The sequence below is a fragment of the Streptomyces sp. NPDC045955 genome (assembly GCF_056430805.1).
The window spans coordinates 358,410-377,071 of record NZ_JBWKKY010000009.1; the positions used below are offsets into that span (position 1 = coordinate 358,410).

16 protein-coding genes are annotated in these 18,662 nt (G+C 71.3%); 11 read left to right on the plus strand and 5 right to left on the minus strand.

What is annotated here, in order from left to right; translation table 11 throughout:
• Positions 1 to 83 precede the first annotated feature (83 nt).
• Positions 84 to 1,007, plus strand: coding sequence for a sirohydrochlorin chelatase (locus AC07F0_RS21330; RefSeq protein WP_356929170.1), 924 nt, complete (start codon positions 84 to 86; stop codon positions 1,005 to 1,007).
• Between the two features lie 114 nt (positions 1,008 to 1,121).
• Here AC07F0_RS21330 and AC07F0_RS21335 read toward each other — a convergent pair whose 3' ends face one another.
• Both AC07F0_RS21335 and AC07F0_RS21340 read right to left on the minus strand, forming a co-directional pair.
• Positions 1,122 to 2,147, minus strand: a complete 1,026-nt coding sequence (locus AC07F0_RS21335; protein WP_478980956.1) for a lactonase family protein — start codon at positions 2,145 to 2,147, stop codon at positions 1,122 to 1,124.
• A gap of 190 nt (positions 2,148 to 2,337) precedes the next feature.
• The gene (locus tag AC07F0_RS21340; protein ID WP_478981036.1) at positions 2,338 to 3,816 is read right to left on the minus strand and encodes an FUSC family protein; all 1,479 of its coding nucleotides are present in this window, start codon (positions 3,814 to 3,816) and stop codon (positions 2,338 to 2,340) included.
• A gap of 395 nt (positions 3,817 to 4,211) precedes the next feature.
• On the opposite strand from AC07F0_RS21340, the gene AC07F0_RS21345 reads away from it, so the two are divergent.
• The 4 genes from AC07F0_RS21345 (at position 4,212) to AC07F0_RS21360 (ending at position 9,288) form a co-directional block, all read left to right on the plus strand.
• Entirely contained in the window at positions 4,212 to 4,688 is a 477-nt protein-coding gene (locus tag AC07F0_RS21345; RefSeq protein ID WP_478980958.1) for an Lrp/AsnC family transcriptional regulator, read from the plus strand.
• 44 nt (positions 4,689 to 4,732) lie between these two features.
• The gene (locus AC07F0_RS21350; RefSeq protein WP_478980960.1) at positions 4,733 to 5,428 is read left to right on the plus strand and encodes an HAD family hydrolase; all 696 of its coding nucleotides are present in this window, start codon (positions 4,733 to 4,735) and stop codon (positions 5,426 to 5,428) included.
• Positions 5,429 to 5,549: 121 nt separating this feature from the next.
• On the plus strand, positions 5,550 to 8,381 hold the full coding sequence (locus AC07F0_RS21355; protein ID WP_478980962.1) for a beta-L-arabinofuranosidase domain-containing protein: 2,832 nt from the start codon (positions 5,550 to 5,552) through the stop codon (positions 8,379 to 8,381).
• A gap of 142 nt (positions 8,382 to 8,523) precedes the next feature.
• Positions 8,524 to 9,288, plus strand: a complete 765-nt coding sequence (locus tag AC07F0_RS21360; RefSeq protein ID WP_478980964.1) for a DUF4142 domain-containing protein — start codon at positions 8,524 to 8,526, stop codon at positions 9,286 to 9,288.
• 44 nt (positions 9,289 to 9,332) lie between these two features.
• Here AC07F0_RS21360 and AC07F0_RS21365 read toward each other — a convergent pair whose 3' ends face one another.
• Positions 9,333 to 10,124, minus strand: a complete 792-nt coding sequence (locus AC07F0_RS21365) for a LysR family transcriptional regulator substrate-binding protein (RefSeq protein WP_478980966.1) — start codon at positions 10,122 to 10,124, stop codon at positions 9,333 to 9,335.
• 84 nt (positions 10,125 to 10,208) lie between these two features.
• Between AC07F0_RS21365 and AC07F0_RS21370 the strand changes: the two genes are divergently transcribed.
• The 6 genes from AC07F0_RS21370 to AC07F0_RS21395 all read left to right on the plus strand — a co-directional run bounded on the left by AC07F0_RS21370 (position 10,209) and on the right by AC07F0_RS21395 (position 16,165).
• On the plus strand, positions 10,209 to 10,601 hold the full coding sequence (locus AC07F0_RS21370; RefSeq protein ID WP_478980967.1) for a DUF5997 family protein: 393 nt from the start codon (positions 10,209 to 10,211) through the stop codon (positions 10,599 to 10,601).
• A 210-nt stretch (positions 10,602 to 10,811) separates the two neighbouring features.
• A complete protein-coding gene (locus AC07F0_RS21375; protein ID WP_478980969.1) occupies positions 10,812 to 12,131 on the plus strand; it encodes a sugar ABC transporter substrate-binding protein in 1,320 nt (439 codons plus the stop codon).
• A complete protein-coding gene (locus tag AC07F0_RS21380; protein WP_478980971.1) occupies positions 12,128 to 13,039 on the plus strand; it encodes a carbohydrate ABC transporter permease in 912 nt (303 codons plus the stop codon). The genes AC07F0_RS21375 and AC07F0_RS21380 overlap by 4 nt, the downstream gene beginning before the upstream one ends.
• On the plus strand, positions 13,036 to 13,980 hold the full coding sequence (locus AC07F0_RS21385) for a carbohydrate ABC transporter permease (RefSeq protein WP_478980973.1): 945 nt from the start codon (positions 13,036 to 13,038) through the stop codon (positions 13,978 to 13,980). The genes AC07F0_RS21380 and AC07F0_RS21385 overlap by 4 nt, the downstream gene beginning before the upstream one ends.
• Positions 13,981 to 14,009: 29 nt before the next feature.
• Entirely contained in the window at positions 14,010 to 14,918 is a 909-nt protein-coding gene (locus tag AC07F0_RS21390; RefSeq protein ID WP_478980975.1) for a 5-dehydro-4-deoxyglucarate dehydratase, read from the plus strand.
• Positions 14,915 to 16,165, plus strand: a complete 1,251-nt coding sequence (locus AC07F0_RS21395; RefSeq protein WP_478980977.1) for a glucarate dehydratase family protein — start codon at positions 14,915 to 14,917, stop codon at positions 16,163 to 16,165. The genes AC07F0_RS21390 and AC07F0_RS21395 overlap by 4 nt, the downstream gene beginning before the upstream one ends.
• A 38-nt stretch (positions 16,166 to 16,203) precedes the next feature.
• Here the strand turns inward: AC07F0_RS21395 and AC07F0_RS21400 are convergent, their stop codons facing one another.
• Together AC07F0_RS21400 and AC07F0_RS21405 are read right to left on the minus strand one after the other, a co-directional pair.
• A complete protein-coding gene (locus AC07F0_RS21400) occupies positions 16,204 to 17,097 on the minus strand; it encodes a peptidoglycan-binding protein (RefSeq protein WP_436729454.1) in 894 nt (297 codons plus the stop codon).
• Positions 17,097 to 18,641, minus strand: coding sequence for a DUF6519 domain-containing protein (locus AC07F0_RS21405; protein ID WP_478980978.1), 1,545 nt, complete (start codon positions 18,639 to 18,641; stop codon positions 17,097 to 17,099). Before AC07F0_RS21405 ends, AC07F0_RS21400 begins: the two co-directional genes overlap by 1 nt.
• Between the last annotated feature and the right edge of the window lie 21 nt (positions 18,642 to 18,662).

Sequence of the window (18,662 nt, forward strand, 5' to 3'; positions counted from 1 at the left end):
TCATCAGACAAAACCGGACGGATACCGCTCACCTGCCCCCTCCCCGAACAGGGGAGCCCAAGAAGCCAGTAACATGCGGCGCCATGAGTTCCCCCACTGGACCCGAGTCCGGCCTCCCAGTACGAATGCCGCGACCCCGCCAGCCCGGACGGCACCGCCGTCCGGAGCCGCTGGTGGCTCCCGAGGGCGCGCCCGCGCTCGTCCTCGCCGTGCCGGGCACGCCCAGTAGCGCCACCCGCAGCCTCGCCGAAGAGGTCGTCAGCATCGCCCGCTCCGAGCTGCCCGGCCTCGACGCCCGCATCGGGTACCTCGACGGGGACAACGCGGAGTTCCCCACGCTTCAGGCTGTGCTCACCTACACCGCCGAGGAGCGCACCGCCCGCTTCGAGCAGGCGCGTGCCGCCGGCATGGACGTCAGGGAGCCCGACGGTCCCGTCGCCGTCGTCGTGCCGCTGCTCGCCGGTCCGGACAGCGCGCTGCTGCGCCGGGTCCGCCAGGCCGTCATGGAGAGCCGGATCGCCGCCGAGCTGACCGATGTCCTCGGCCCGCACCCGCTGCTCGCCGAGGCGCTGCACGTGCGGCTCTCCGAGGCCGGTCTGGCCCGGGCGGACCGTGCCCGGCTGTTCACCGTGGCGACCGCCGCCGACGGCATCATCCTGGCGTCCGTGGGAGGTGACGAGGCCGTGCAGGCGGCCGGGATCACCGGCATGCTGCTCGCCGCGCGTCTCGCGGTGCCGGTGATGGCGGCGGCCCTGGACCAGGAGGGCTCCATCGCCTCCGTCGCCGAGCAGCTGCGCTCCTCGGGTTCGCAGCAGCTGGCCCTCGCGCCGTATCTGATCGGGCCGGAGATCGAGCCGGGGCTGGTCGAGGAGGCCGCGAAGGAGGCGGAGTGCTCCGCCGCCGAGTCGCTCGGGCCGTACCCGGCGATCGGGAAGCTGGCGCTGGCCAAGTACACGACGGCGCTGGGGATCACGCCGCAGCAGGCTCAGGGCACGCCGGTCCGCTGACGTCCCCTGGTACGACTGAGAAGGCCCGCCCCGGTCGGGGCGGGCCTTCTTCGTCGGGGCGGGCCTCCGTCGTCGGCGAGAGGCCCCCGGCACCCGGCACCCCGGCACCCCCTGTCAGCCGAGGATCACGCACGACGCCGCCGGCACCCCGATCGAGCCGGCGCGTCGCGGGATGCCCGTGCGCGGGTCGGTGGCGAACCAGGTCACGTCGCCGGAGCGTTCGTTGGCGACGTAGAGGAAGCCGCCGGAGGTGGTGAGGGCGCGTGGCCAGTGGCCGCCGCAGGGCACCGTGGCGATCAGCCGCAGTTCCTCGTCCTCGACGGCGAGCACGGACAGGACGTCCTCGCCGCGGGTGGCGGTCCACACGAAGCGGCCGTCGGGTGAGGCGACGATGCCCGAGGGGTAGGCGCCGCGCGCCGGTGCGCCCGGCAGGACCGGGGTTTCGGTCAGCGGTGTCAGCACGCCCTCGGCCGCGTCCCAGCGGCAGACGGTGACGGAGGGGGTGAGTTCGTTGACGACGTACGCGTACGACCCGTCCGGGTGGAAGGCGAGGTGCCGTGGGCCCGAGCCGGGCCGCAGGGCGGTCTCCCGGTGCAGGGCGAGGGTGCCGTCCGTCAGCGTGCAGACCCGCACGGAGTCGGTGCCGAGGTCGACGCTGACGATCCACCGGCCGCTCGGGTCGGCCTGCACGTGGTGGGCGTGCGGCCCCTGCTGGCGCGGGGTGTGCGGGCCCGAGCCGGTGTGCTGGAGCACGTGGGCGGCGGACCGGGCGAGGGTGCCGTCGGGGCGGACGCGGATCGCGGTGACGCTGCCGGAGCCGTAGTTGGCGGTCAGGAGGTGTCCGGCGAACAGGCTGAGGTGAGTCGGCCCGTCCCCGTCGACCGGCACGGGCCGCCCGGCCGGCTCGGGCTGCTCCCCGTCCACGCGGTACGCGGCCACCGCGCCCTCGGCCGTCTCACTGACCGCGTACAGGATGTCCGCGTCGGGGGACAGAGCCAGGTAGGCGGGGTCGGGGAGGGCGTCGACGCTGCTCAGGGCGGTCAGCGCGCCGCTGGCATCGACGGCCGCCGTCACGATCCCGGGGCCGCCGGCCGCCGTGAACGACCCGATGTACGCCCGCCGCCCGCCGTCGTCAGCCACGGCTGTCCCCTCTCGTCGCGCATGCGTCCCTCAACCGTCCGGAATGACGGCGCTGCCGATCATGCGCGGTCTAGACCAAACGGTCAAGGACTGAGCCGGGCCCGCTCCCGCACTGCAGAGCGGCGACCCCGACGGGATACCCCGCGGCCGAGCGAGACCGGCCGGGGCCCGTTCCGGAGGCGTGCGGCGCTCACGCCCCGACCCACGGCGAACCCGACGGTGTGCGGAGCGGACGGGCAAGTTCCGTCAGGGCCCGTTCCAGGCCGTGGAGGTGGGCCAGGGCGGGTTCCGTCGCGGCGGGGGCTTCCGCCCGCACCGAGACGTCTCCGCCGTCGGTGAGCGCCTCGACCGCAGCCTGCACGCGTTGGCAGGCCGCGGTCAGACGGGCGTCGTGCGACGCGACAGGGTCGGCGGCGACGGACACCAGACCCCGCACTTCGCGGGCACAGTCGTCGAGCAGCTCGATGACCTGGCGGGCACGGGCTTTGCGAGCACGGAAGGGAGTCAAAGGGTGCATCAACGGGGCGAGTGCCATCCGTACCCGGCCGAGCAGCAGTTCCAGTTCGGCGGCGTGCGGGGCGGGGTCGCCCTTCGGGTCTCCCGCGAGGCGAGCGGTCGCCTCGGCGGTGGCAGCGTGGACACAGTGCAGTGCCCGCTGGATCCAGGCATGGTTCGTGGCGTGCGTGGTGACCGGCAGGACGAGGACCACGGCCAGCCCGGCACACAGTGCGCCCACTCCGGTCTCCGCGAGACGGAGCCCGAGCAGGCCGGGGTCCAGCACGCCCAGCAGGCCGTAGAGCAAGCTGACCATGACCGTCACTGCCAGCATCATCCAGGAATACGACACGGCCGCGGTGTAGAAGATGCCGAAGACACAGACGGCGACCAGGGCGGCCGTCGGCACGGGCGCGCCATGCAGTGGGATGGCGACGAGCAGACCGACGGCGATACCGACCACAGTTCCGAAGACCCGGCGGAAACCGCGGACCAGGGTTTCGCCGCGGGAAGCGGTGTTGACGAAGATCCACCAAGCAGTACCGACGGCCCAGTACCAGCGCTCTTCGGAGAGCAGTTGCCCGGCCAGAAGCGCGAGAGCCGAGGCGGCCGTGGCCTGGAAGGCCTGCCGGGTGGTGGGCCGCGCCAGTCCGCTGCCGGGCAGGGCCGGCGGGGCTGCCGCGGACGGGGTGTGGCGCTCGATGGGCCAGAGCACGAAGCGCGTGGCGCCGGCCGCGAAGAGAGCTAGGCCGACGGCGGTGTACAGCTCGGGCAGCTGGGCGGGAACGGCGTGCAGGAACTGCGTGATGAAGAAGTTCATGAACGCGAAGACCCCGAGCGCGTGCCCCCGCGGGCCCCAGCGGCGGGCGTAGACCCCACAGAAGACGACAGCCAGGAACGCGGCGTCACGGGCCGGGGCGATGCCGTGCAGTGTGGTGGCGAGCGCCAGCACGGGGAATCCGGCGACGGGAAACAGCGCGGTGGTGATCCGCTGGTCACGGACGGTGGCGTCGGTGACCGTGAAGAGGGCGAGCAGTGCCGCGAGCCCTCCGGTGATCGATGCGGTGAGCGACAGCCCGCAGAGTTCGGAAACGGCGACGGCGGCGGCGACACCGACGACAGCGCGGGTCGCGTTCCGCAGCCTCAAGCGCCCCGGGTCCGGAGCCACGAACATCCTCTTCACGGCGGTGCGCCGCCCCCTCGCGGTGGTACGCGTCCCGCCCGCGGTCGTCCCGGGTGGCGGACGACAAGCAGGCAGGACGAAGGCACCGCGGTCCGGACCGGCCTCGTCGCCGTCCGGCGCTACGCGGCGCCGCAAGTGCATGGATGGGACCAGGTAACCACCTTGAGGCCCAATGGCTCAACTGTCACGCTCTTGACAGTGCCAATGGCACAACTGGCCAGCCTGGACGTGGTCCGATGGGAGGCCATTGGATCAGACTGCTGCCCAGGCCCTGCGCAGCACCTGACACACTCAGCGCACCACCATTCAGAGCACCAGGCGGCCTGACCCTGGCGGCGCGCCCCCCAGTACGGGGCGAGCAGGGCAATCGACGAGGAGGGCGTGGCATGACCGTGGACGAGCTCGACACCCGCATCCTGCGGCTGCTGCTGGAGCAGCCGCGCACGAGCGTGCGCGAGTACGCCCGGATCCTCGGTGTCGCCCGGGGCACGTTGCAGGCCCGGCTCGACCGTCTGGAACGCGACGGCGTGATCACCGGCACGGCGCCGGCCCTCTCCCCAGCCGCGCTCGGGCATCCGGTGCTCGCGTTCGTGCACATCGAGGTCACCCAGGGGCATCTCGACGAGGTGGGCGACGCGCTGGCGGCGGTGCCCGAGATCGTCGAGGCGTTCTCCATCACGGGCGGCGGGGATCTGCTCACGCGGGTCGTGGCGCGGGACAACGCGCATCTGGAGGACGTCGTCCAGAAGCTGATCAGTCTGCCCGGGGTCGTCCGCACCCGCACCGAGATCGCCCTGCGCGAGCGGGTCCCCCACCGGCTGCTGCCGCTGGTGGAGTCGATCGGCCGCGCGGCCCGGCCCTGAGCCCCCGGCAGCCTGCGGATCATGGTCTTTGACATGCTGGAACCATGAGCAATCTCGGCGACATATCGGTCATCTTCGATCTCGACGGAACTCTCGTGGACAGCGAGCCGAACTACTACGAGGCGGGCCGGCAGACCCTCGCCGAGCACGGCGTCACCGACTTCGGCTGGACGGATCACGAGCGGTACGTCGGCATCAGCACGCAGGAGACGGTCGCGGACTGGGTCGAGCGGTACGGCCTGCGGGCCTCCGCCGAGGAGCTGTTCACCGCAAAGAACCGTCGCTATCTGGAACTGGCGCGCAGGTCGACGCACGCGTACCCCGAAATGCGCACGTTCGTCGAGCTGCTGGCGGCCGAAGGCGTGCCCATGGCCGTGGCCTCGGGGTCCTCGCCCGAGGCCATCGAGGCGGTCCTGGCGGGCACGGGCCTGGATGCCCATCTGCGGACGGTCGTCTCGGCGGACGAGGTCGCGCACGGCAAGCCGGCCCCCGACGTCTTCCTGGAGGCGGCCCGCCGGCTCGGGGCGGACCCGGCGGCCTGCGTGGTGCTGGAGGACGCCGCACCGGGCGCCGCCGCCGCGCACGCGGCGGGGATGCGGTGCATCGCCCTTCCGTACGTCGCGGCTCAGGCGGACGCGCCGGAGTTCGCCACCGCGGGTCTGCTCCTGCGGGGCGGCCAGAAGGAGTTCACGGCCCGAGCCGCATACGACTGGCTCCTGAACTCGCCCGGCCTTTCCTGAACTTCACCCCTCCCGCCCCGTTGACGCTCTCCCGTCCCCTTCCTAGGGTCTGGTCGACTACTCGCACAGCGTTCGATATATCGGCATCTCCGAGCACCGTGGACCCGTGGAGGAGCAACACATGGCACGGCCTGTCTCCAGAAGGACCCTTCTTCAGGCAGCGGCGATCGCCGCTGCCGCGCCCGCGCTCTCCGAGACGACGGCCGGCCGGGCCACGGCGGCTCCCGCGGCCGCGGCCGTCGCGGCGGCAGCCCTGGACATCCCGTCCGCCTGGACCGTCCGGCCCTTCGATCCGGAGGACGTCAGTCTCGGCCGGGGCCTCTTCGCCGACAAGCGGCAGCTGATGCTGGACCACGCCCGCGGCTACGACGTGAACCGGCTGCTCCAGGTGTTCCGCGCCAACGCCGGTCTCGCCACCGGTGGCGCGGTCGCCCCCGGCGGCTGGGAGGGGCTGGACGGTGAGGCCAACGGCAACCTGCGGGGGCACTACACCGGCCACTTCCTGACCATGCTGGCGCAGGCGTACCGCGGAACGAAGGAACCGGTGTTCGCCGACCGGATCGGCACGATGGTCGGGGCCCTGACCGAGGTGCGCGCGGCGCTGCGGCGGGACCCGGCGGTGCTGAGCGTCCCCGGGAGGTTCGGGACCGGCGCGGATCAGGTGCGGGGCTCCTACCAGTACGTCGATCTGCCGGCGGCCGTGCTCGGCGGGGCTTCGGCCATCACCCTCTCCGTCTGGGTGCGTCCCACGCACGACGCCGGCTGGACCCGCGTCTTCGACTTCGGCGACGACACCACGCGTTACCTGTATCTGGCCGCCCGCAACGAGGCCGGGGTGCCGCGCTTCGCCATCACCACGTCGGGCGCCGGCGGCGAGCAGGCCCTGAACGGCACGGCAGCGCTGCCGCTGAACCAGTGGAGCCACCTGGCGGTGACGATCGCGGGCGGCACCGGCACGCTCTACGTCAACGGCGCCGCCGTCGCGCGGAACACCGCGATGAGCCTCACCCCGGCGGCCCTCGGCACCCTGAAGAACAACTGGCTGGGCCGCTCGAACTACTCCGCCGACCCGGTCTTCGCGGGCGCCTACGAGGAGTTCAACGTCTTCTCGCGGGCACTGACCGCCGCCGAGATCACCGAGCTGCAGAGCCGCCGGGCCGCCGACGCCTCGACGGGCCGGGGCGATCTGGCGTCGTACGCCTTCGACGAGACGACCGGCGGGACGTTCGCGGACGCCTCCGGCCGAGGCCTGACCGCCACCCTGCGCCGCACCTGGGGCGGACCGAGTCACCCCGGGTTCCTCGCGGCGTACCCGGAGACGCAGTTCATCGACCTGGAGTCGAGGACCAGCTCCGACTACACCAAGGTGTGGGCGCCGTACTACACCGCGCACAAGATCCTCAGGGGGCTGCTCGACGCGTACACCGCCACGGACGACGACCGGGCCCTCGACCTCGCGTCCGGCATGTGCGACTGGATGTACTCCCGGCTGTCCAAGCTGCCCGAGTCCACGCTGCAGCGCATGTGGGGGATCTTCTCCAGCGGCGAGTTCGGCGGCATCGTCGAGGCGATCTGCGACCTGCACACGATCACCGGCAAGTCCGAACACCTCGCGCTGGCCAAGCTGTTCGACCTGGACCGGCTGATCGACGCGTGTGCGGCGAACACCGACATCCTCGACGGGCTGCACGCCAACCAGCACATCCCGATCTTCACCGGGTATGTGCGGCTGTACGACGAGACGGGCGAGGAGCGCTATCTGACGGCGGCGAAGAACTTCTGGGACATGGTGGTACCGCACCGCATGTACGGCATCGGCGGCACCAGTACCGGGGAGTTCTGGAAGGCCCGGGACGTGATCGCGGGCACCATCGGCGGGGCCACCGCCGAGACGTGCTGCGCGTACAACATGCTCAAACTGAGCCGGGCCCTGTTCTTCCACGAGCAGGACCCGAAGTACATGGACTACTACGAGCGGGCCCTGTACAACCAGGTGCTCGGTTCGAAACAGGACAAGCCGGATGCGGAGAAGCCGCTCGTCACGTACTTCATCGGGCTGACGCCCGGGCATGTCCGGGACTACACGCCCAAGCAGGGCACGACCTGCTGCGAGGGCACCGGCATGGAGAGCGCCACGAAGTACCAGGACTCGGTGTACTTCGCGAAGGCCGACGGCAGCGCCCTGTACGTCAACCTGTACAGCCCGTCGACGCTGACCTGGGCCGAGAAGGGCGTCACGGTCACGCAGACCACCCGCTATCCGCAGGAGCAGGGCAGCACGCTGGCCTTCGGGGGCCGCCGGGCCTCCTTCACGCTGCGGCTGCGGGTGCCGTCATGGGCGACGGCCGGGTTCCGGGTGACCGTCAACGGGCGTGCGGTGTCCGGGACTCCGAAGCCCGGGAGCTACTTCGACGTGTCCCGGACCTGGCGGGCCGGCGACACCGTCCGCATCGCCATGCCGTTCCGGACACGGGTGGAGAAGGCCCTGGACGACCCGACCCTGCAGACCCTGTTCCACGGCCCGGTCAACCTGGTCGCCCGCGACGCCGCGACGGAGTACCTGAAGGTCGGTCTGTACAGCGACGCCGGGCTGTCCGGCGACCTGTCGCACTCCCTCACGGCGGTTCCGGGCAAGCCGCTGCACTTCAGACTGGACGGGACCGAGTGGGCACCCTTCTTCGAGGGGACGGAGGATCCGACGCACGCCTACTTCCGGCGCTCGGAGCCGAAGGTCGTCGTCGGCGGCCGGGACTCGGGCCTCGCCAACCCGGCGAAGCCGGACGGCACCACGCTGCTGGACGAGGTCTGGGCGGGGGCGCCGTTCCGGAACAAGGGGGCGCTGGTGGCACGGGTGCGGTCCACGGTGGACGCGTGGGTGACGGCCGGGCTGCTGAGCAGGACGGACGGCGACAAGGTGGTGAGCGCGGCGGGCGCGGCCTCGTTCCGCCCCTGAGCCTTTCCGACCGGGTCCGGTGCCGTACCGCCCTCGGCACCGGACCCGGTCGGTTCACCAAATTTTTTGCGGCAGCGGTGATTGTTTCGCCGCTGGCATCCGTACCTCCTGGCGTTGGGCCGTTCATATCCCAGGAGGCACGATGCGCATCTCGCGCAGCACGGCAGGAACCGCGTTCGTGGGCGGTGCGTTGATCCTTACGCTCACCGCGCTCGCCTACCCCAGCATGCTGGGCGTGGAGAACGCGGCCTCCGGTCAGGACCGCATCATCGCCAACACCCAGTGGGGTCCGCTGACCGAGGCGGACCGCGACTTCGTGGTCCGCGTGCGTGCGGCCGGACTGTGGGAGTACCCGATGGGGCAGCTGATCATGGAGCGGAGCTCGTCGAAGGAGATGCGGGAAGTCGCCGAGCATCTGCTCGTGGGTCACGGCCGGCTCGACGCGGGCTGCCGCAAGGTCTCCACGGACCTGGGAATCACCCTGCCGAACGAGCCGTCGCCGCAGCAGCAGCAGTTCGTGGCGACGGCGGAAGGCAGCACCGGCAAGGAGTTCGAGTCCACGGCCGTGACCATCATGCGAGTCGCGCACGGGGGCATCTTCCCGACGATCGCCAAGATCCGGGCGACCACCCGGAACAGCCTCGTGCGGGAGCTCGCAGATACGACCAACGACACCGTTCTCGACCACATCACGGTCCTGGAGAAGACCGGCCTGATCAACCAAGAGCAGGTCAGCTTCCAGATCACCGCCCCGCCCAAACTGCCCCAGGAGCAGACGACGCCGCCGCCGCCCCAGCAGGGTGCACCGGTCCGCGTGCTGCCGATACCCGAAGACCTGAAGGATCTGCAGACGGTCGCCCCCAACCCGTCCTACGGGCAGCCGCAACCGTCCCCGCCGGCCGGGTGAACCGGGGCGGGCCGGGAGTCGCGCTCCGGCGGCGGGCCCCCAGGCTACGAACGGCGGCGCGGTTTACCGCGCCTGCCGCCCTTGGGGGCGCCGCGCCCGCTCCGGCCGGCCGACTGCCCGCCCTTGCCGGTGGGCTTCGCAGAGGCCGACCTCCCGGCCGCCGACTCCCCGGCCACCGGCTTTCGTCGGGCGCCACCCTTGGGGTTCCCCTCCGGAAGAGCCGGCCGGCGGCCCCGGGTGCTGTTGGCCGTGCGGCCGCGGACGATGCCGATGAAGTCCTCCACCAGGTCCGTCGTCGCGTCCTCGGGCCAGGCCAGGGCAACCCCCGACTCGGGGGCGTCCTTGAGGGGACGGTGGGTGAGGTCCTTGCGGTGGTGGAGACGGGCGAGCGACAGGGGGACGATGAGCACGCCGATCCCCGCCGCGACCAGTTCGATGGCGTCGGCCGTGGTGGCGGGGCGTTCCAAGGCGGGCCGCCCGGGGAGGTTCTCCCAGTCGAGGACATCGTCGAGGGGGTGCAGCACGACGTCGTCGGACAGATCCTCCGGGGACACCTCGTCGACCGCCGTGACCAGGTGGTCCTGGGGCACGACGACGACCGTCTGCTCGGTGTAGAGGGGGATCGCGCTGAAGACCGTCCGGTCGACGGGAAGGCGTACGAGGCCCGCGTCGGCGTCCCCGCCCAGCAGCTGCCCGGCCGCCGCCCCGGCGGGCACCTGCGTCAGAGCCAGCGGGACATCGGGCTGCCGGTCGTTCCAGATGCGCACCCACTTGTCGGGCATCACCCCGGGGACGTACACGAGCCGGAACGAGGGGGATTCATCCGAGCCTGTCACCCGGCCAGGTTACCGGCCGTGGCGAGTGGCGGTGGTCAGCGGCGGTGGTCAGCGGTCGCGCACACGCTCGATACGCTGGACGGCATGACGTCGCACCAGAGCACCCAGAGCATGAAGCCCGCGACCGCGGCGAAGAAGCTGGGTGTGTACCTCGAGGCCACACCCGCCGAGTTCCGGGAGGGTGTCGTCTCGCGCGCCGAGCTCAACGAGCTCCAGGCGAATCCGCCGCAGTGGCTCCGGGACCTGCGGAGCAACGGCCCGCACCCCCGCCCGGTGGTCGCGGCGAAGCTCGGCGTCTCCATCGCGGGTCTCGCCCGCGGCGGTGTCACCGAGGCCCTCACCACCGAACAGATCGAGACGCTGAAGCAGCAGAGCCCCGAGTGGCTGAAGCGCGAGCGCGCCACCCAGGCGGAGGTCCGCAAGGAGGCGGCCCGTCTCAAGAAGAAGCACGCCGAGCGCGCCGAGCACCGCGGCTGACCTCGAACCCTCTCTCACACGGCCCCAACCGGTCCATCCGGTTGGGGCCGCTGTCGTTCCCCGCTCCGCGCACGGCCTCGTGCGGCCTCGTGCAACCTCGGTGAAATCTTTCAGCCATGTATTGACATGGTGATGAAACGATCCTAACTTGGCCGATCATTTAGATCCGTGAAGTTGGTTCACGGATATGAACTTACAACGGAGCCATCTATGCGGGATCGCCGACGCCTGGCTGCCGCGCTCGCCGTCTCGGGTCTCCTGTTCGGAACGGCCGCCTGCGGCTCCGGTTCCGGCAGCGCCCGGGCCGGCGATCCGAACACGCTGGAGGTGTGGACCCGGAGCGATCCGGACTCCGCCCAGACCTACAAGAGGGTGTTCGCCGCCTTCACCAAGAAGACCGGCATCAAGATCGACTACCAGCCGGTCATGAACTTCGACCAGCAGTTGCAGAGCCGCGCGTCCACCAAGGACCTGCCGGACGTCATGATCAACGACACGGCTCTGATGGGCAGTTACCAGGCCCAGGGGCTGCTCAAGCCCATCACTCCGGCCTCGATCGCCGGACACGACGAGATCACCGCCCAGTCCTGGTCGTCCACCGTGGGCCGCGACGGCAAGCACTACGGCATCCCCTACTCCCGTCAGGCCATGACGCTGTTCGTCCGCAAGGACTGGCGCGAGAAGCTCGGCCTGCCGCAGCCGAAGACCTGGCAGGACACGCTCGCCCTCGCCAAGGCCTTCGCCACCCGCGACCCGGACGGGGACGGCAAGGAGGACACGTACGGCATGGTCGTGCCCGGCAGCGCGCAGAACGGCTATGTCGCCTGGTGGGGCGCCAGCTGGCTGTGGCAGGGCGGCGTGCGGATCATCGAGAAGGACGGCGCCGGCTACCGGCCCGCCATGGACTCGGCGGCCGCCCTGCGCACCGTCACCTGGATGAAGAACAACCTCTTCTGCGGTGACAACGGTGTCATCCAGCCCAGCGCCCTCACCTCCGTCACCGCGAACACCACCAACTTCCAGGACGGCAACGCCGGGATGTACCTCACCGGCCCGTACAACATCTCCACGTTCGACAAGGCGCTCGGCAAGGACAAATACGAAGTCCTGCCCGCGCCGTCGGGCCCGGCCGGCAACAACGACGTGCTCGCCGACGGCGAGAACGTCTACTTCGGCGCCAAGACCGGGAAGGCCAGGCTGGAACAGACGCTCGCGGCCTTCCTGATCTCCCCCGAGGGCCAGAGGCTCGCCATGACCGGCGACCACCAGCCCGTCGTGCGCATCCCCGTCAACTCCACGCTGGACGCGGCCGAGGTGCGCGACGATCCGCGCTGGAGCGTGGTGCAGAAGGCCTACGAGACGGCCTCCGTGCAGTTCCCCAACGCCCCCGACTTCGCACCGGTCAAGCAGGACACCGCCGACGCGCTCAACGCGCTCTTCACGTACTGCGGCAGCGACGTCGAGGCCGGTCTCAAGGAACTCAACGACACCCTCGCCGGCGACCTCAAGGACCAGGACCTGTTGAAATGACCGCGACCGTGACGACACCCGGGCCGCGCAGAGCCCGGCTCCTCAGCAAGAAGGCCGTACTGCCCTGGCTGTTCCTCGTGCCGGGTCTGCTGCTCGCGCTGGTCTTCAAGTTCCTCCCCATGGGCAAGGGCGTCTGGCTGAGCTTCTTCGACGTGCGGCCCTTCCTCGGTGACCAGTGGGTCGGCCTCGACAACTACACACGGGTCCTGACCGACCACCGCTTCCAGGACGCCATCGGCCACACACTGGTCCTGGGCATCGGCATGTCCCTCGGCGGCATAGCCGCCGGCGTCCTCCTGGCCCTGCTGCTCGAAGGCCAGGCGCGCTCGCTGAGGATCATCCGGACCGCCGTCTTCCTGCCCGTCGTCACCGCCACCGCGGTGGTCGGCGAGATGTGGCGGCTGATGTACTACCCGACCTCCGACGGCCTCATCAACAGCGGTCTCGGACTGTTCGGTCTGGGGCCCGTGCCCTACCTCGACAACCCCGGCACGGCGCTGTGGGCGACCATGGCCATGGGCATCTGGATGCTCGCCCCGTACAACATGGTGATCATCCTCGCCGGGCTGGCGGGTGTCGACCGCTCGCTGTACGAGGCCGCCGCGATGGACGGGGTGTCGCTGTGGCAGCGGCTGCGGCACATCACCCTGCCCGCGATCCGCCCGGCCCTCGGCATCGTCCTCACCCTCGCCGCCATCCGCGGACTGCGTGTCTTCACCGAGGTGTACGTCCTCACCGGCGGCGGTCCGGCCGGGTCGACCGACGTCTGGATGACCCGCGCCTACACCCTCGGCTTCTCCCGCAACGACATCGGCGGCGCCTCGGCCGCCTCCGTGCTCCTGCTCTGCGTGACGCTGCTGCTCACCGTCACGGTCAACTACTTCCGCAAGAGGGGAGACGTGAGATGAGCGCGCCCGCCATCGACCCCGTCCGGACCCCGGTGACCGCCTCTCCCGCGGGGAAGTCCGCCGGGACGCAGCGCACCACCCCCGCCCGTTTCGACACCGCCCTCGGCTGGAGCGACCGGCCGGGCCTCGCCTGGGCGCTGCGCGTCCTGCTCTGCGTACTCGCCCTGGGCGTCTTCGCGGCGCCGTTCGTGACGGTCTTCTCCGGTTCGTTCAGCGAGAAGGCCAGCGGTTCCACCCTGTCGTTCCTCCCCCACCACCCGAGCCTGCTGAACTTCGAGGTGGCGGGCGAGCGCGGCATCTGGGACTACTTCGGCAACTCCCTGGTCATCGCGGGCGGCGGACTGCTGCTCCAGCTCGTCGTCTGCACGCTCGCCGCCTACGCCCTGGCCCGGCACCGGTTCCGCGGGCAGGCGCTGATCCTGACCCTGTTCATGCTGACGATGATGCTCCCCGAGGAGGTCATCGCCATCCCGCTGTCCCTGGTCCTCGGCCATGTGCCCGTGGTCGGACTCGATCTGAAGGGCACCGTCTGGGGCGTCATCCTGCCGCTCGGCGCCTGGGGCTTCTCGGTGATGGTGCTCACGGAGTTCATGAAGGACATCCCGGCCGAGATCGAGGAGGCCGCCCGTATCGACGGCGTCGGTGAGCTGCGGATGCTGTGGCAGGTCATCCTGCCGCTGTGCAAGCCCGCGCTCGGCGTGGCAGGGGTGCTGGGCTTCATCATGATCTGGGACCAGTATCTGCTGCCCCTGATCGCCGCCAAGGACCCCACCGACTACACGGTCACCGTCGCCCTGTCCATCCTGCGCACCGACCCCGAGGTCGGCTCGGGGGTGGTGCTGGCCGGTGCGGTGATCGCCCTGATCCCCAGCCTGATCGTCTATCTGCTCCTCCAGCGCTCGCTGGTCACCGGCATCGCCGCCGGTGCCACCAAGGGCTGACCACCCAACCCCCCACGTATGAGGGAGACATGAAGTTCCACGGAGTGCTGTTCTTCCCGGTCACGCCGTTCGCGGCGGACGGTTCACTGGACGAGGAACGGCTGGCCCAGCACATCGAGTCGGGTGTCGCCGCGGGCGCGGGAGGTGTGTTCGTCGCCTGCGGCACCGGCGAGTTCCACGCCCTGTCGGCCGAGGAGATCGAGCGGGCCACCCGGGTCGCGGTGCGGACGACGGCCGGGCGGGTCCCGGTCTTCGCCGCCGCCGGCGGTCCTGTGCCGGTCGCCCGGGACCAGGCCGCCCGGGTCGAGCGTGCCGGCGCCGACGGCATCCTGCTGCTGCCGCCCTACCTGGTCGGCGCCCCGCAGCGGGGTCTGGTGCGCTACGTCCGGGAGGTCACCGCGGCCACCGGGCTGCCCGTCGTCTTCTACCAGCGGGGCACCGCCCGGCTCACCGAGGACACGGCCGCCGAGATCGCCGCCCTGCCCGGGGTCGTCGGGCTCAAGGACGGCATCGGGGACATCGAGCGGATGCACCGCGTCGTCCGCGCGGTGCGTGCCGTGCCGGGCACGGAGGACTTCGAGTTCTTCAACGGCCTGCCCACCGCCGAGATGACCGCGCCCGCCTACCGGGGCATCGGCGTCGAGCTGTACTCCTCGGCGGTGTTCGCCTTCGCCCCGGAGATCGCCCTGGCCTTCCACCGGGCCCTGGCCGAGGGCGACGAGGCGCTGGTCTCGCGGCTCCTCGACGAGTTCTACGGCCCGCTGGTCGCCCTGCGCGACGAGGTTCCCGGGTACGCCGTGTCGCTCGTCAAGGCCGGGGTGACACTGCGCGGCCTGGACGTCGGCGGCGTACGGGCGCCGCTGCTGGATCCGACGCCGGAGCACATCGCCCGGCTCGCGAAACTCCTCGACCACGGACTGGAGGTGGCCGCCGCATGAGCTCCACGCGTATCCGCGAGCTGATCATCACGCCGATCGCCTTCGGTGACCCGCCGCTGCTCAACTCCAACGGGGTGCACGAGCCGCTCGCACTGCGGATCATCCTCCAACTCGTGCTGGAGGACGGCACGGTGGGCCTCGGCGAGTCCCCGGGCGGCGCCGCCCGGCTGGAGCGGCTTCAGACGGCGGCGAAGGTGGTGGCCGGCATGGACGTCTTCGACACCACCGCCGTCGCCGCCGCGATCGACGCGGCCGTGCTGCCGAACGTGCCCAGCTCCCACGAGCGGGGCTGGACCACCTCGGCGGTGGAGGTGGCCTGTCTCGACGCGCAGGGCAAACTGCTCGGCCGTCCGGTCAGCGATCTGCTGGGCGGCAGGGTCCGCGACTCGGTGCCGTTCGCCGCGTACCTGTTCTACAAGTGGGCCGAGCACCCCGCGCTCGACGGCCGTGCGGCCATCGCCGACGACTGGGGCGAGGCCCTCGACCCGGCCGGGATCGTGGAGCAGGCCCGGCTGATGCACGAGCGGTACGGCTTCAGGTCGTTCAAGCTCAAGGGCGGTGTGTTCCCGCCCGACGAGGAGATCGCCGCGATCCGGGCGCTGGCCGAAGCCTTCCCCGGGCAGCCGCTGCGACTGGACCCGAACGTGGCGTGGACGGTGGGGACGTCCAGGTATGTGGCCCGTGAACTCGACGGTGTACTGGAGTACTTGGAGGACCCGACCAAGGGCATCGAGGGCATGGCCGAGGTGGCGAAGGACTCCCCCATGCCGCTCGCGACCAACATGTGCGTGATCGCCTGGGAGCATCTGAAGCCGGCCGTGGAGCAGAACGCCATCCAGGTCCTGCTCACCGACCACCACTACTGGGGCGGGCTGCGCCGGACCCGGGAACTGGCCGCCGTGTGCGAGGCGTTCGGGCTCGCCCTGTCGATGCACTCCAACTCGCACCTGGGCATCAGCCTCGCCGCGATGACCCATGTCGCCGCGGCCATCCCCAACCTCGACCACTCCTGCGACACGCACTACCCGTGGAACTCGGCGGACGACGTGATCGTCCCCGGTGTGCTGGAACTGCGCGACGGGGAGGTGCGGGTGCCGACCGGGCCGGGGCTCGGTGTCGAACTCGACCACGACAAGCTGGAGCGGCTGCACCGGCGGTACGTCGACTCCGGGATGCGCGGCAGGGACGACACCGGCTACATGCGGCGGATCCAGCCGGAGTACGAACTGCGGCTCCCTCGCTGGTGACGGGCGTGCGCCCCTCCCGGCGGAGGGGCGCACCCGGGTCACGTGGACTTCGGCACCTTCAGCCGGTCCCAGGTGAGCTTGCCGGGGATGCCGTCGGCGTCCTTGCCGGAGAAGCCCTGCTTCTGCTGCCACAGCGCGTAGGACCGGCGGTCGGCCTCGCTCCAGTCGGGGCTCGGCCCCTCCTCGTAGCGGCTGCACCCCTCGGCGACCAGGCGGCGGCCCATCGCCGTGATGATCGGGGAGCGCTGGCCGACGTGGAAGAACGCGGCGCCGGGGAACGGCTCGTAGGACGGCTTGGGCGCAGGCTTGGGGTCCGGGGCCGGCTTGCTGCCGCCCCCGCCGCCCTTGAGCCGCTGCGCTATGCGCTTGCGCATGCCGTCCATGGTGAAGCCGCGCGGGTCGACCTTGCCCGGCTGCCACTCCTTGTGGCCGATGACGGAGCGCTCGGACCAGCCGTGGTGACGGCAGATCGCCGCTGACACCTTCTCTATGGCCTCCTTCTGCACCTCGGGCCAGGGGTCCTTGCCGTTGCCGAGGTTGATGCACTCGAAGCCGTAGAAGTGCCGGTTGCCGTCGGTGTCGGCCTCGTTGTCGTGCGGCAGCTTCGACTCGTTGATCACGGCGCGCAGGACGTCGCCGTCGCCGAGGCCGGCGTGGTTGGCGCGGCCGTTGCCGACCAGGTGGACGTGGCCCTTCTTGTCGATGACACCGTGGCACAGCGGGCCGGGCAGGCTGGAGTAGCCGTCGTAGCAGATGTCGACGGAGGCGGCGGTGCCGGAGGTGACCGTGTGGTGGATCATCACGCCGTTCACCGGGCCCCAGGGGCCCTTGCTGTTGCGGTTGTGGGTGCGCCAGCTGCGGACCTCGTGGACGGTCAGGCCTTCGGCTCTGAGGATCTCCACCAGCTTGGACGCGCTCAGCGGCTTGGCCATCAGTTGTCTCCTTCCGCGGCGGCTTCCGCCTCGGCTGTGGTCTGGGACCGCCCGTGCGAGGGGTCCTCGGCGGCCAGTTCCTCGCGGTGGGCCTGCTCCTCCGCGGCGAGCGCGGCCTCGTCCGCGGGCGGCATGCTGCTCGCCAGCGGGCCGAACGCCAGGCGCAGGTCGACGGCGCTGCCCTCGCCCTTGATCAGGGCCAGCGGGGCGAAGTGCCGGTCGATGCCCGCCGGGCCCTGGAGGAGGGGGCGGCGGGCCGCGTCCACCGGCCACTCGACGCTGCCGGTGGCGGTGCGGGCGGGGACGATCCAGTGGTCGCCCGTGCGGTACGCGCCGCCCTTGGCGAAGTACACCTCGACGCCGTCCTCCAGGGGCAGCCACTCCCCTTCCGTGACGGGGACCGCCCCGCCGCGCAGGGCGGTGGTGCGGCCCTTGCGCTTCGGGCCGCCGCGGTGGTCCCAGCGGCGCAGGTACGGGTTCAGGTGGGCGAGCCGTCCGACGCCCGGGGCGGGTTCGGCGGACAGGCGGACGCGCCGGCCCGGCAGGTCCAGTTCCTCGACCCGCAGCAGCGGCAGGGGCTCCAGGCGGGAGGCGTAGGCGGTGTCGACGAACTCCACGTGGTCGCCGACGTCCAGGTCCAGCTTGTCGTCGTGCCCGAGGGACGCCAACTGCACCCAGGTGCCGTCGAGTTCGTCGACCGGGAAGACGACGGAGCCGTTCTCCCGGGACCACTTGAAGGTGGCGTCCTTCGCCTCGCCGCCCTCATGGACCTCCACCCGGTACAGCTGGTTCTCCGGGCCGCGGTAGCGGGCGTCCGGCTTGACCAGGCACGGGTCCTCGTCGGCGTGGTCGGGCCGCTCGCTGCGGGCGGCGAGCCGGGCCGAGGGGGCCGACTGGCGCTGCGCCCAGCGGGTGAACGCGACGCGGACGACGTCCTTGGACGGGTCGGTCTCCTCGATCTCCAGCGCGGCGAGGGACAGCGGCAGCACCTGCCAGACGACCTTCGCGCGGGCGGCGGTGTCGGGCATGGCCGCGCCGAGGGCGACCTCGCGCAGCGCGGGGTCCTCGGCCGCGGTGACCGAGCGCTCCCACACGTTCAGGTAGACGACGAACGGTGTCTGGGCGGGCGAGGGCAGCCGGTCGCCGGGCTTCTCCGGGTCGCGGAAGCCGTCGGGCTGGTCCCAGTAGGTCCAGTGCGCGGGCGGCTCCGGGACCGACTCCTCGCTGTCCTCGTCGGTGACGGGGACGCCGGCGGCCGGGCGGTCGGCGTCGCACAGGATGCCGTCGACGTAGTAGCGGCCGCCGTGGATGAGGAGGGTGTCGATCTCGTGCTTGCCGCCGACGTACTCGATGCGGAAGCCGGCGGCGTAGCGCGGCCCGCCGTGCGGCCCGATCAGGTCGGCGGCGAGGCTGCGGGCCTGGTGGAGCTGGATCGCGGTCTGTTCGTTGAGGTCGGCGTCGAGCTGGACGCGGCCCTGCTGGGCGACGACCGCGGAGTAGTGCCGCTCCGGGCGGAAGGTGGAGCGGGAGAGGTCTGCGTGCATGAAGGGTGTCCCCCCTGGTTC

Bases quoted from the DNA above. Each gene is read 5' to 3' on its own strand.
- AC07F0_RS21345 (WP_478980958.1), top strand. From the start codon at position 4,212: ATGACCGTGGACGAGCTCGACACCCGCATCCTGCGGCTGCTGCTGGAG.
- AC07F0_RS21385 (WP_478980973.1), top strand. From the start codon at position 13,036: ATGAGCGCGCCCGCCATCGACCCCGTCCGGACCCCGGTGACCGCCTCT.
- AC07F0_RS21370 (WP_478980967.1), top strand. From the start codon at position 10,209: ATGACGTCGCACCAGAGCACCCAGAGCATGAAGCCCGCGACCGCGGCG.
- AC07F0_RS21340 (WP_478981036.1), bottom strand. From the start codon at position 3,816: ATGTTCGTGGCTCCGGACCCGGGGCGCTTGAGGCTGCGGAACGCGACC.
- AC07F0_RS21360 (WP_478980964.1), top strand. From the start codon at position 8,524: ATGCGCATCTCGCGCAGCACGGCAGGAACCGCGTTCGTGGGCGGTGCG.
- AC07F0_RS21330 (WP_356929170.1), top strand. From the start codon at position 84: ATGAGTTCCCCCACTGGACCCGAGTCCGGCCTCCCAGTACGAATGCCG.
- AC07F0_RS21395 (WP_478980977.1), top strand. From the start codon at position 14,915: ATGAGCTCCACGCGTATCCGCGAGCTGATCATCACGCCGATCGCCTTC.
- AC07F0_RS21350 (WP_478980960.1), top strand. From the start codon at position 4,733: ATGAGCAATCTCGGCGACATATCGGTCATCTTCGATCTCGACGGAACT.
- AC07F0_RS21380 (WP_478980971.1), top strand. From the start codon at position 12,128: ATGACCGCGACCGTGACGACACCCGGGCCGCGCAGAGCCCGGCTCCTC.
- AC07F0_RS21375 (WP_478980969.1), top strand. From the start codon at position 10,812: ATGCGGGATCGCCGACGCCTGGCTGCCGCGCTCGCCGTCTCGGGTCTC.
- AC07F0_RS21405 (WP_478980978.1), bottom strand. From the start codon at position 18,641: ATGCACGCAGACCTCTCCCGCTCCACCTTCCGCCCGGAGCGGCACTAC.
- AC07F0_RS21400 (WP_436729454.1), bottom strand. From the start codon at position 17,097: ATGGCCAAGCCGCTGAGCGCGTCCAAGCTGGTGGAGATCCTCAGAGCC.
- AC07F0_RS21355 (WP_478980962.1), top strand. From the start codon at position 5,550: ATGGCACGGCCTGTCTCCAGAAGGACCCTTCTTCAGGCAGCGGCGATC.
- AC07F0_RS21390 (WP_478980975.1), top strand. From the start codon at position 14,010: ATGAAGTTCCACGGAGTGCTGTTCTTCCCGGTCACGCCGTTCGCGGCG.